The organism is Taklimakanibacter albus, from assembly GCF_016595235.1.
GTDB classification, from domain to species: Bacteria; Pseudomonadota; Alphaproteobacteria; order Rhizobiales; family Aestuariivirgaceae; genus Taklimakanibacter; species Taklimakanibacter albus.
In genome coordinates this window covers 625,107-637,539 of sequence record NZ_JAENHL010000004.1, presented here as the reverse complement: position 1 = coordinate 637,539, position 12,433 = coordinate 625,107, and the positions used below count along the sequence as shown (strand labels likewise).

General features: G+C 61.0%; 11 protein-coding genes. 9 read left to right on the top strand and 2 right to left on the bottom strand.

Annotated features, from left to right (window positions below; translation table 11 throughout):
* Positions 1-8: 8 nt before the first annotated feature.
* From JHL16_RS04385 to JHL16_RS04355, 7 genes are all read left to right on the top strand, one after another.
* Positions 9-740 (top strand): SDR family NAD(P)-dependent oxidoreductase, encoded by a 732-nt coding sequence (locus JHL16_RS04385; RefSeq protein ID WP_200183655.1) that lies wholly within the window; start codon positions 9-11, stop codon positions 738-740.
* Positions 741-765: 25 nt separating this feature from the next.
* Positions 766-1,485: a FadR/GntR family transcriptional regulator gene (locus JHL16_RS04380; RefSeq protein ID WP_200183654.1), complete on the top strand. Its 720-nt coding sequence runs from the start codon at positions 766-768 to the stop codon at positions 1,483-1,485.
* Positions 1,388-2,614 carry an ABC transporter substrate-binding protein gene (locus tag JHL16_RS04375; RefSeq protein ID WP_200183653.1) on the top strand — a complete coding sequence of 409 codons (1,227 nt, stop codon included), beginning with the start codon at positions 1,388-1,390 and terminating at the stop codon, positions 2,612-2,614. Before JHL16_RS04380 ends, JHL16_RS04375 begins: the two co-directional genes overlap by 98 nt.
* 102 nt (positions 2,615-2,716) lie before the next feature.
* Positions 2,717-4,348 (top strand): ABC transporter permease subunit, encoded by a 1,632-nt coding sequence (locus tag JHL16_RS04370; RefSeq protein ID WP_200183652.1) that lies wholly within the window; start codon positions 2,717-2,719, stop codon positions 4,346-4,348.
* Positions 4,345-5,427: an ABC transporter ATP-binding protein gene (locus JHL16_RS04365; protein ID WP_200183651.1), complete on the top strand. Its 1,083-nt coding sequence runs from the start codon at positions 4,345-4,347 to the stop codon at positions 5,425-5,427. Before JHL16_RS04370 ends, JHL16_RS04365 begins: the two co-directional genes overlap by 4 nt.
* Before the next feature lie 27 nt (positions 5,428-5,454).
* The gene (locus JHL16_RS04360; RefSeq protein ID WP_200183711.1) at positions 5,455-6,207 is read left to right on the top strand and encodes an SDR family oxidoreductase; all 753 of its coding nucleotides are present in this window, start codon (positions 5,455-5,457) and stop codon (positions 6,205-6,207) included.
* 16 nt (positions 6,208-6,223) lie between these two features.
* Positions 6,224-8,401, top strand: a complete 2,178-nt coding sequence (locus JHL16_RS04355; protein WP_200183650.1) for an alpha-ketoacid dehydrogenase subunit alpha/beta — start codon at positions 6,224-6,226, stop codon at positions 8,399-8,401.
* Here JHL16_RS04355 and JHL16_RS04350 read toward each other — a convergent pair.
* Complete coding sequence (locus JHL16_RS04350; RefSeq protein ID WP_200183649.1) at positions 8,398-9,393, bottom strand: GlxA family transcriptional regulator; 996 nt, start codon at positions 9,391-9,393, stop codon at positions 8,398-8,400. The two genes, JHL16_RS04355 and JHL16_RS04350, sit on opposite strands and share 4 nt — an antisense overlap.
* Positions 9,394-9,509: 116 nt before the next feature.
* On the opposite strand from JHL16_RS04350, the gene JHL16_RS04345 reads away from it, so the two are divergent.
* Positions 9,510-10,334 carry an alpha/beta fold hydrolase gene (locus JHL16_RS04345; RefSeq protein WP_200183648.1) on the top strand — a complete coding sequence of 275 codons (825 nt, stop codon included), beginning with the start codon at positions 9,510-9,512 and terminating at the stop codon, positions 10,332-10,334.
* A gap of 98 nt (positions 10,335-10,432) precedes the next feature.
* On the opposite strand, the gene JHL16_RS04340 is transcribed toward JHL16_RS04345, so the two are convergent.
* A complete protein-coding gene (locus tag JHL16_RS04340; protein WP_200183647.1) occupies positions 10,433-11,116 on the bottom strand; it encodes a GntR family transcriptional regulator in 684 nt (227 codons plus the stop codon).
* Between the two features lie 237 nt (positions 11,117-11,353).
* On the opposite strand from JHL16_RS04340, the gene JHL16_RS04335 reads away from it, so the two are divergent.
* Complete coding sequence (locus tag JHL16_RS04335) at positions 11,354-12,430, top strand: ABC transporter substrate-binding protein (RefSeq protein ID WP_200183646.1); 1,077 nt, start codon at positions 11,354-11,356, stop codon at positions 12,428-12,430.
* Positions 12,431-12,433 lie beyond the last annotated feature (3 nt).

The window sequence follows — 12,433 nt, the reverse complement described above, 5'->3', positions numbered from 1 at the left end:
CGAAACCCATGACGGACTTCAACGGCAAGGTCGTTCTGATCACCGGCGCCGCAGGGGGAATCGGCGCCGCTGTCGCGCATCGCTTTGCGGAGAAGGGCGCCAATCTGGTGCTGACGGATCTGGACGTGGGCGCTCTCGCCGCCATGGCGGCAAGAGATCCCGCAAAGGTCCTGGCGGTCCAGCATGACGTGACGGACTTCGCTGCGGCAATGAACGTCGTCGCCCTTGGTGTCGATAAATTTGGCGGCTTCGATATCGTCGTGACTTCCGCGGGGCTCTATCGGCATGCGTCATTCGGCGAGATGAGCGAAGAAACCTGGAGAGCTGGAATTTCAGTGAATCTCGATGGGGTCTTCCTCATTCTGCGGGCCGTTCTTCCGCATCTGAGAGATGGCGGCAGCATCGTCAACATCGCGTCCATGGCCGCGCACAGGGGAAGCCGTGAGCACTCGCAATATGCCGCCGCCAAAAGCGGGGTATTGGGGCTCACACGAAGTCTGGCGAGGGAACTCGCACCGCGAATCCGGGTGAACGCCGTTTCGCCGGGATTGATCGACACCGCCATGATGCGGGAGTTGCCCGGCGAGCAATTGGCTCGCCTGATTGCAGACACACCGCTCGGCCGCCTGGGCAGAGCGTATGAGGTTGCCGATGCCGTTCTGTATCTGAGCGGTCCGGGCGCCGGATTCGTCACCGGCGAAATTTTGCATGTAAATGGCGGTCTTCATATGGCAGGTTGATTGTTCCATTGAAGGAGTTCTGAAGTTGGTTCGACGGTCTGCCGCTCCAAAATCAAGCACGCTTCCCGATCAGATCGCGGTGGCGCTGCGCCGTGATGTCGAATCAGGAAAATTGCAGCCCGGAAGCCTGCTGCCGCAGGAGCGCGAGCTCGCCGCCAGGTTCGGCGTGGGGCTGAAGGCGGTTCGCGACGGGCTCGGCATTCTACGCTCCGAGGGACTGATCGTCAGCGGCCGCAACGGCCGTCTCGCGACGCGCGATCATCCGGGCTTCAAGCTGCATCCGGACTTCGAAGACCGTGATGATCTCGCTCAACTGATTGAGTTCATGATCTCCGTCGAAAGTGAATACACGGCCTTGGCGGCAAGCCGCCGGACGCAGCCCGAGCTCAGGCGGATCAAGATGTCGCTGGATGATCTCAAGGTCGCCGTTGCCGAGAATCGGACGGGCACCGATGAGGACATGCAGTTCCATTACGAGATCCTGCGCGCCAGTCACAATCGGCACGTGATACGATTCGGCAGATTTCTGGAGGATGAAGTCCGCCGGTTGGTGCGAACCGCGCGCACCAATACGGCGCGTTATGCCGGCCTGATGGTCGATGTCCTGGCCGAGCATCAAGCGATCTATGATGCGATCGAACGCCGCGATGTCGAAGCCGCGCGAAGCGCCGCCGCGGTTCACCTGCGTAACGCCGGCGATCGCCTCAAGCTCTACAGAGGCGCGGGAAAACCACAAAAAGGCTGAGGTGAAAGACGCGAAATTATTGACAGCCGATGGCTGCGATGCTTTCATGATACTCGGAAGTATGAAAAAGAACGACAACGAATGGGAGGATTTATCGATGAGGAAATTTCTGACGGTGGCGGCCATTTCGTTCATGGCGATGAACGGAATGCAGGCGAGAGTAGCGACGGCGAATGAACTCACCTTCGTCGGCTGGGGCGGAGCCAGCCAGGAGATGTTCACGAAAGCGGTGATCGAGCCGTTCTCTCAACGCACCGGTGTCGCCGTGAAGCAGGACGTCATGGATGGCAACTATGCGAAGATCAAGGCGATGGTCGATGCCGACAGGGTGACCTGGGACGTGTTCCATTCCGATCCGTTCTTTCCGGTCGGCTCATGCGGCACCTATGCTGAGAAGATCGACACCAGCGTGGTGGATGTAAGTCATTTGCCGCAGAAGATGGTCTCCGAATGCGCGGTTCCGATTTTCCAGTATGCGTTCCTGCTGGTCTATAACAAGGACAAGTATGGCGCCAATCCACCGAAGACCTGGGTGGACTTCTTTGATACCGAGAAGTTTCCGGGCAAGCGGGCGATGTACAACGCCGCCTGGGCCGGCACGCTCGAGGTTCCGTTGCTCGCCGACGGTGTTGCTGCCGACAAGCTTTTTCCGCTCGACTATGACCGGGCCTTCAAGAAGCTGGATACGCTCGGGGACAATCTGGTCTTCTTCGACACGGGCGCCCAAATGCAGGAAATGATGGAAAGAGCCGAAGTCGACATGGTGGTCTCATGGTCGGGGCGCGCCTATAACGCGGTCAAGAATGGCGCGAAGTTCGTTCCGGTATGGAAGCAGCCCTTGGCGACCTATGATGTTCTGATGGTGCCCAAGGGCAGCAAGAACCGGGATAACGCAATGAAGTTGATTGCCGAGGCGGTGAGCCCGGCCGCGCAGAGCCGGATACCGGACTTCGTCGGCTACGCTCCGGTCAATGATCAAGCTGCCCCTAAGGTCGACGATGTCCTCAAGCAATTCCTGATTACGACGCCCGGGCATGCGGACGAGCTGATCGTGGTCGATCAGGCCTGGTACGCCAAGAACCAGGAAGAGGCGACCAAGCGCTTCACCGACTGGATCTCCTCCAAGTAAAAAAATGCAAGAGACGCCACCGGCGCAGATCGCCGGTGGCGTTGACAGAGGTCGATCGTGGAGCGGAGTTTATTGGCAAGCAATTATTTGTCCAGTCGCCAGGTGACGACCAGGAAGAGGGCGTTTGGCAGACCTGCGGCCCTGGCCATTCCGGCTCTCGTGCTCCTCCTGCTGGTGACGGTGCTGCCGCTGACATGGCTGTTCGCCATCAGCGTCCTCGATCCGGTTCCCGGTTTTGGCAACTATGTCGACCTCTTGTCACGGGCCGGATTTCAGCGCGCCTTCCTGCGGACCCTCAAGATGGCGGCGATCGTTACTGCGGTGACCTTGGTCTTCGGGTATCCTTACGCCTATGCGATGACGATTGCAGGGCGGAAAACCTGGCTGCTGCTGACCTTGCTGGTTCTCCTGCCTTTGTGGACCAGCCTGATGGCGCGCAGCTTCGCCTGGGTCATTCTCCTCTCCGACAACGGCGTCATAAACAACGGCCTCGATGCACTGGGCCTGGGTCGGCTTCCCCTGATCCGGACCGAGATCGGCGTGACGATCGGCATGGCGCAGCTGCTTCTGCCTTTCATGGTACTGCCCTTGTACAATTCGATGATCGGCGTCGACCGCCGGCTGGTGCTTGCAGCACAGTCCCTCGGTGCGTCCCGTCTGACGGCGTTACGATCGGTCTATCTGCCGCTGACGCTGCCCGGCATTGTCGGCGGAGCGACCATCGTCTTCATCATGTCGCTCGGCTTCTACGTCACCCCCATGCTGCTGGGCTCACCGCGGGAAGCCATGATCGCGCCCTATATCGGCGTGCAGGTCAATCGGCTGCTCGCCTTCAATATGGCGGGTGCTGGAAGCTTCATCCTGGCCTTTGCAGTCGGCATCATCCTGGTCTTCACGGCGCGCTTCCTCAATTCAGGCAACATGATCGGCGGCTATAGTGGCGAAACCGGCGGCGCTTCGGCGCGCCGCCTGCCATGGTCGTTGCGGCTGCATTGCACCGTGGTCGGATTCATCCTGTTTCTGCCGGTGCCGGTCGTCATCTTGCTGGCCTTTGCCGGCCGGCCGAGCTTCGAGTTCCCGCCAAGCGAGTATTCACTGCGCTACTTCGTTCACTTCTTCACCGATACGGTCTGGTCGGGGAGCCTGCGAAATTCCCTTCTCATTGGCGTCTGCTCGGCTGCGCTGGCAACCGTTGTCGGTAGCGCAGCGGCCTATGGGCTGACCCGCTCGGGCTCGCGCTGGTGCCAGGCGATCTATGCGATATTGCTGACCCCGATCGTGCTGCCTGGCATCGTCGGTGCCGTCGCCGCCTATGTATTCTTCCTCAGGCTCAATCTTTCGGAGACTTTCGTCGGACTGGTGCTCGCCCATTCGGTGCTTGGCCTTCCCTTCGTTCTGATCACGGTCAGCTCGGTGCTCAAGACGTTCGACAGAAGGCTCGAAATGGCCGCCGCGTCGCTCGGTGCCTCGGTGCCCGAGACCATCCGCACCGTGACCCTGCCGCTGATCCTGCCGGGTGTGATCACCGGCATGGTGTTCGCCTTCGTCACGTCATTCGACGAGATCGTCTACACGCTGTTTTTGCAGGGGCCCGATACGAGAACGCTGCCGGTGCAGATGTATCTTTCGGTGACCGCCGAGGTCGACCCCACGATCGCCGCGGCATCGACGGTGGTCGTCCTGGTGACGACGGTGCTGTTCTGTTCCACCTATCTTCTGAGGCGTTCGAGATGACATCCGCTCACCATGGAGCTCGGGTCGATCTGAGCAAACTGACAAAACGTTTTCTCGGCGAGCAGGCCGCCGTGCATGACGTCAATCTGGCGATCGGCGCCGGGTGTTTCATGACCTTCCTGGGGCCCAGCGGCTCGGGCAAGACGACCACCCTGAACATGATCGCCGGCTTCATCCAGCCGACCGAGGGATCGGTCCGGATCGATGGTCAGGAGGTTTCGGGCCTGCCGCCCAACAAGCGGCAGCTTGGCATGGTCTTTCAGCAATATGCGCTGTTCCCGCATCTCACCGTCTTCGAGAATGTCGCCTATCCGCTGCGGCGCCGGCGGATAAGCGAGGAGCTGGTGAGGCGGCAGGTCGGCGAAACACTCAAACGTGTGCATCTCGAGGGGCTCGCGGTCAAATATCCGAGCCAGCTCAGCGGCGGACAGCAGCAGCGGGTCGCGGTGGCGAGGGCCATCGTCTATCAGCCGCCGGTCCTGCTCATGGACGAGCCCTTGGGGGCGCTCGACCGGAAGCTGCGCGAGGAGCTCCAACTCGAATTGAGCCGCCTGCATCGCGATGTGGGCAGCACCTTCATCTATGTGACGCACGACCAGGAAGAGGCGCTGGCGCTCTCTGATCGGATCGCGGTGTTTCGCGATGGCAGAATAGAGCAGGTCGGCACGCCGCAAGATCTCTATGCGGATCCCGCCTGCCTCTTCGTGGCGCGCTTTCTGGGCGAATCGAACATCATCCTCGGACGTCGGGACGCGGATGCCTTTGTCTCCCGGCACAAGCAGGCGTTTGCGATTGAGCCGGCGCCTTCAGCCATGGAGAACGAGTCCGCGTTGCTGATCCGACCCGAGAGCATGCGGATATCCGGCGATGGGAAGCTCGCGGTCGAGAGCAGCCTTTCGGCGACGGTCACCGACATCGTCTATCTGGGGGCGTCCCGAAAAATCATCCTGAAGGCAAGCGTCGGCGGCGATGATCTCATCGTCCGCGAGACTTCTGGCCAATACAGCGACATTCGCCGGGGCGGGGAAGTGCTCGTCGGATGGAACAGGCGTGATGCGAAGCTCATTCGAGCGACCTGACAACCTGCAAGAAGGAACTGGATGACCATGGGGCTGCTGAAGGAAAAGCTGGCGCTTGTGACGGGAGCGGCAGGCGGGTTAGGCGCCTCGATAGCGCTCGGCCTCGCGACCGAAGGCGCGACGGTGATCTGCTGTGACCGCGATATCGAGGGCGCGGAGGATGTCGTCACGAGGATCAGAGAAAAGGGCGGACAGGCCGATGCCGTGCAGATCGACGTGACGGATCGCGGTGCTGCCTATGCTGCTGCTGCGGAAATCACGGCGAAGCACGGCAATCTCGACATCCTCGTCAACAATGCCGGTGTGGCCGGACGGGCAATGTTCGATGATCCTGCCATGGACGACGTCTGGGACCGGATCATGGCGGTCAATCTGAACGGCACGTTCAACGTGGTGCGGGCCTTCGTGCCGGCTTTGAAGGCCTCGAAGGGGGTCGTCGTCAACATCGCATCGGTGGTTGCATTCGTGAGCGGCGCCTCGACAGCCGGCTATGTGGTCTCGAAGGGCGCGATCCGATCCTTGACGCAGGTTCTGGCGCGCGATCTGGCCGAACATGGGGTACGGGTTAATGCCGTCGCACCGGGGATCATGATGACCGAGATGGCCAGAGCCCAGCTGGCGCGCCCCAATGGCGCAGACTGGTTCCTCAACCGGGTCATGATGAAGCGCATCGGTGAGGCGAGCGAAATCGTCGGGCCTGTCGTTTTCCTGTCGTCCGATATGTCCAGTTTCATTACCGGTGCGGTTTTGCCCGTCGATGGCGGTTTCCTTGCGGCTTAGGACGTGATCATCAGCCATGGCAATCCTTGACATCTTGCATCCGAAGAGTGCGTGGAAGGAGCTGCGCTCCGAACCCTCCGACTGGTCGGCAGCGTCCCCCGAATTGCTCGCCAGCATGCTGGTCTCCATGCATCTGGTCAGGGCGTTCGAAGAGAAAGTGCTCGATCTCGCCGGGCTTGGGCTGGTTCATGGGCCGGCGCATTCCGCGGTCGGACAGGAGGGCGGGGCGGCGGGCGCCATCTGGGCCATGCGGCCGGGCGACCAGATCAATGGCTCGCATCGCGGGCACCATCAATTCCTGCTCAAATCACTGCAGTATCTGCAGCCTGACGGCTTTGCGGTCGGGAACGGCTTTTCAGACGAGGTGCGAGGTCTTGCCAGAAAGACGCTCGGCGAAATCCTGGGCCTGTCAGTCGGGTTCGGCGGTGGCCGTGGCGGCTCGATGCATCTGCGCTGGGAACAGGCCGGCAATCTGGGCACCAATGCGATCGTCGGCGGTGGCGCGCCCCTGGCGCTGGGGGCTGCCTGGGCGCACAAGCAAGCGGGGAGCGACAATGTGGTCTTCACGCATTTCGGCGACGGCGCCGTCAATATCGGGTCGGTGCTCGAATCGATGAACCTGGCGGCTGCCTGGAAACTTCCGGTCTGCTTCTTCATCGAGAACAACGGATATGCCGTTGCCACCAAGGTCGACGAAGTGACGGCGGAGTCCAGGCTCTCGTCGCGCGGCGCGGCCTTCGCGGTGCCGGCATGGCGCGTGGACGGCATGGATCCCCTGGCGGTCTATCTCGCGACGCAGGAGGCGACCGAAATCATGCGGAGGGACAAGACGCCGACGATCATCGAAGTCGAAGTCTACCGCTTTTTTCACCAGAACGGTCCCTTGCCGGGAAGCGCCTTCGGCTATCGCAGCAAGGAGGAGGAGGCGCACTGGCGCGCCCGCGATCCATTGGACAGGGTCGCGCTCGAGATGCAGACGCGGCAACTCGTCGGCGAGGCCGCAATCGAGACGCTGCGCTTGCAATGTCAGGCCCTCATGAGCGAAATCGCCAACGAGCTGACCGAGGAAAATGAAGGCAAGCGCGGTATTCGCGTGGTGCTGTGGCCGGATGAAGCGCTCCGCGATGTCGGCATCAGAAGCGATCAAAGCGAATTTCGCGATGTCCGCACGGAAGAGCTGGAGAGCTTCGAAGGAGCGCTCGACGAGACCAAGTTTGTCGACGTGATCGCGCGGTGCCTTGCGCATCGCATGAAAGCCGACCCGGGCCTCGTGCTGATGGGCGAAGACATTCACCGGCTCAGAGGAGGCACCAACGGCGCAACGAAGGGGCTAGCGGAGGAATTTCCGGATCGCGTGCTCGGCACACCCATCTGCGAAGCCGCGTTTGCGGGCCTGGCGGGAGGAATGGCCATGGATGGGCGCTTCAAGCCCATTGTCGAATTCATGTATCCCGACTTTCTCTGGGTCGCGGCGGACCAGGTCTTCAATCAGATCGGCAAGGCCCGCCACATGTTCGGCGGCGACATCGATGTACCGCTCGTGTTGCGGACGAAAATCGCGATGGGAACCGGTTATGGTTCACAACATTCGATGGACCCGGCCGGAATATTCGCAACCGCGCCCGGATGGCGCATCGTCGCGCCGTCGACGCCGTTCGACTATGTCGGCCTGATGAACACGGCCATTTTCAGTAAGGATCCGGTGCTGGTGATCGAACATGTCAATCTATATGGCCGCAAGGGGCCGGCCCCCACCGAGGATTTCGATTATTTCATTCCCTTTGGGCGCGCCAAGGTGGTCGTCGAGGGCGATCTGATGACCGTCCTCACTTACTCGGCCATGGTCCAGGAGACGGTCGACATCGTCCGGGAAATGAACATCGCCGCGGAAGTGATCGATCTCAGATCTCTCGACCGGGCCGGCATCGATTGGGACACTCTTGGTGCTTCGATCCGGAAGACGAACAAGGTTCTCATCGTCGAACAGGGCGTGCTGGGAACTTCCTATGGCGGCTTTCTCGCCGACGAGATTCACCGGCGGTTCTTCGATTGGCTCGATCAGCCGGTGCAAAGGGTACATGGTGGCGAGGCGTCTCCCACCATATCAAAAGCCCTGGAGACGGCTGCCATTGCGGGGCGGGGAGAGATCATTTCGGGCTTGCAGCGGGTGCTGCTCGAAAGCGGGTATAGCTAGGAAGCCGAGGGCGTCACCGAAAAACGCTTGCGATAGTCGCCGGGCTTCAGCCCGATCAGCTTGTGGAAGGTCTTGCGGAAGGAGCCCGGGTCGTCATAACCGACGGCCCAGGCCACCTGGTCGATCGTGCGGTTGGTGAGCTCCAGAAGCTCGCGCGCTTTGCCGATGCGCAGGCGCTGGCTGTATTCAGTGGGATTGAGGCCGGTCGCCTTGCGGAAGCGGCGCAGGAAGGTGCGCTCCTCGAGCCCGGCATGAAGCGCCATCGCCGCAAGCGTCGCCTGGTGGCCGTCTTCCTTCTGCAGCCAATGCTGGACCTTCAGCACCGCCTCGTCGCCATGGTCGAGCTTGGGTGAAAAGGTGCTGTAGAAACGCTGCTCGCGCCCGGCCGTATCGATGAGGAAAAACCGCGCGGTGGCGAGCATCACGGCTGAGCCCAGAAAGCGGTCGATCAGCTTCAAACCGACATCGGTCCAGGACATGATGCCGCCGCTCGAGATGATGTCGCCGTCCTCCACGATGAGCTTGTCGCCATCGACATGGATTTCAGGATAAAGCCGCGCCAGCTCCTCGGCATAACCCCAATGGGTGGTGGCCGCGCGGTTGTTCAAGAGGCCGCTTTCGGCGAGCACGAAGGTGCCGCCGCAGATCGAGCAGAGCGTCGCGCCCTTGTCATGACGCTCGCGCATCCATCGGGCGAAGGGGCGGATCGTTTCAGGGATCGGCGGTCCGGCGAGGGTCGGGGGGGCGATGACGACGGCGGGACGGCTCGGCCGGCCGGGATGGGTATCGAAGCTCAGCTCCAGGTCTGATCCGTCGCTCGATGGGCGCCAATGGGTGACGCGCAGAGCCGGTGGCGCCTTGGCGTCCCCGGCAAGACGGCGCGAGATGCGGCTCGCCTCGACAAACAGGTCGGTCAGGCCATGGATCGCGGCGGACTGGGCACGGGGATAAGCCAGGATGGCGATTTCGGTCGGGTGGCCCCCAGCGCTCATGTCAGTTTTGCCCTGAAGAATGTCAGTTTTGCCAATCCGTATGATGCCTCGGTCTAGCTATCTTTGCCACGTCAAAACCGCTTAGCCTCGCAAAATTCAACGAAAGGACCACGCAAATGCCGACCGTCAAGACCAAGGATGGCGTCGAAATCTTCTACAAGGACTGGGGCAAGGGACAGCCCATCGTGTTCAGCCACGGCTGGCCACTCTCCGCCGATGACTGGGATGCCCAGATGATGTTCTTCCTCAACAAGGGCTTCCGCGTCATCGCCCATGACCGGCGCGGCCATGGCCGCTCAAGCCAGGTGGCCGATGGTCATGACATGGACCATTATGCCGACGATCTCGCCGCGCTCACCGCCCATCTCGATCTCAACGAAGCGATCCATGTTGGCCATTCGACCGGCGGCGGCGAAGTGGTGCATTACATTGCCCGTCACGGCGAGGCGCGTGTCGCCAAGGCGGCGATCATCGCCGCGGTGCCGCCTTTGATGGTGAAGACCGCCAGCAATCCGGGCGGGCTGCCCAAGGAAGTGTTCGACGGCTTCCAGGAGCAGGTCGCCACCAACCGCGCGCAGTTCTATTACGACGTGCCGGCCGGACCCTTCTACGGTTACAACAGGCCGGGCGCCAAGCCGCAGCCGGGCGTCATCTGGAACTGGTGGCGGCAGGGCATGATGGGCGGCGCCAAGGCGCATTATGACGGCATCGTCGCCTTCTCGCAGACCGACTTCACCGAGGACCTCAAGAAGATCAACGTGCCGGTGCTGGTGATGCACGGCGACGACGACCAGATCGTGCCCTATGCCGACTCCGCGCCGTTGTCGGCCAAGCTTCTGAAGAACGGCACGCTCAAGACCTATAAGGGCTTTCCGCATGGCATGCCGACGACCGAAGCCGCCACGATCAATGCCGATCTGTTGAGCTTCATCAAGGGCTGATCTCAAGACGACGAGGACATGCGGCTCCCGAGAGGGGGCCGCATTGCCGACAAGTGGGCTTGCCATACAGATGTCGTGTGGATGGATGAGGCCAGCATTTAGCTGTTCGACGCAGCTGCTTGTCGCAGGACGCGCTGGAAGCTGTAGCTTATATAATTGCGCTTGATGAGGCCGATGGCTTCCGCATCGTTCTCCTGCATGGCGAGGCGGAGATCCGAAATTTCCATGGTGAGCAGATTGGTCGCGTCATCCGTCATCGTCTGAGCGAGGCCGTACCAGACCCGGGTGCTCTTGAAATAGAAACTGTCCCAGACATCGCGGAAGGCGATGTTGGTGATGAGATCGCTGACGACGAAATGAAGCTGGTGATTGATGTCCCAGTATTCACGGATGCCGAATGAGTGTTTGAGCTGCTCGGTGCGGACGATCAGCCTGTCGACTTCCTCGAGATCGGCCGGCGTGCAGGGGCGCAAGCCGATCCGGCCGAGGAGAGCGGATATTTCGATCCTGGCTCTATACATGTCATGGAGGTCGGCCGGGCTCAGCAGGGTGACGAAGGTGCCCACGCCATTTCTGATCTCGACCAGGCCTTCGATGGCGAGACGCTGCAGCGCCTCGCGAATGGGCGTCCGGCTGACGCCGAATTCGGCCGCGAGGTCGTTCTCCCGCAGCATGCTGCCCGGCTGATAGTCGAGCAGGCAGATCCTGAGCCTGAGCTGCTCATGAATAGTGTGCGCCTGGACCCGTTTCGGGGCCGTAGCCTCAGTCTCGAGATCGCTCACGTCGACATCATCCCGTTTCTGTCCAGTTGGGCGCCGGAGCCGAATCCTGACGCTCTCATCTAGGCTTACTTCATGCCTGGATACTCGAAAAGCACCCGACATGCATATAGCTTGGTGTCTACAAGTTATGTTTTCTAACGATATACGTAAGAAATAAGTTGATTTCCGCTCCTATTTTTATAAGCTGTATATAGCTAACAAGAGCCGATATGCCGGCCATCAGGGAAGGAAATCGAAATGCGCTTGCAAATTCCAGGTCTTATCGCGATCGGCGCCGTGGCGCTGTCGGGTCTCTTCGCCCAGCCCGCATTGGCGGACGGGGCTGTGACGGTGACGTCCTTTGGCGGGAGCTATGCCGACAGCCAGAAGAAGGCGTTTCTCGAGCCCTTCCAAAAAGAGAGCGGCATCAAGACCAACATGGTCGACTACAATGGCGGGCTGGGCGAGCTGCGTGCGCAGGTATCGACCGGCAATGTCACCTGGGATGTCGTCGATGTCGAAATGCAGGATCTGTCGCGCGGTTGTGATGACGGGCTGTTCGAGCCGGTGGCGGGCATAGACCTGCCGCCGGGAATCGACGGGTCGAAGCCCGAGGATGATTTCATTGACGGCACGCTCGCCGATTGCGGGATCGGCACGATCATCTGGTCGACGGTCATCGCCTATAATGACGAGATGTTTGCGTCGGAGAAGCCCAGCAAGGCTGCCGACTTCTTCGACACAAAGCGCTTCCCGGGCAAACGCGGCCTGATCAAGAAACCGCAGGCGTTCCTGGAATGGGCGCTGATCGCCGATGGCGTCGAGGCGAAGGACGTCTATTCGGTCCTGGCGACACCCGAAGGACTGGACAGGGCCTTCGCCAAGCTCGACACGATCCGCAAGGATATCCTGTGGTGGGACGCGCATGCGCAGGCGCCGCAGCTGCTGGCGGACAAGGAAGTGGCGATGACCATGGCCGCCAATGGCCGGATCTACACGGCGGCGGTCGTCGAGAAGAAGCCGTTCAAGATCATCTGGGATCATCAGATCTGGTTCCGCGAATATTGGGCGATCCCGAAGGGCGCCAAGAACCTGGAAGCAGCCCGGCGTTTCATTTCCTTCGCGTCGAAGCCTGAGCAGATGGCGGTTCAAGCCGGTCTTATCTCCTATGGTCCGGCCCGGAAATCCGCCGTCGCGGTCGTGAGCGACGCGATGAAGCCCTATCTCCCCACCGAACCGTCGAACTTCGTCACCGCGATTGCCAACGACGTTCAGTTCTGGGCCGATCATGGCGACGAAATAAACGAGAAATTCAACGTCTGGCTCAACCGCTAGCCA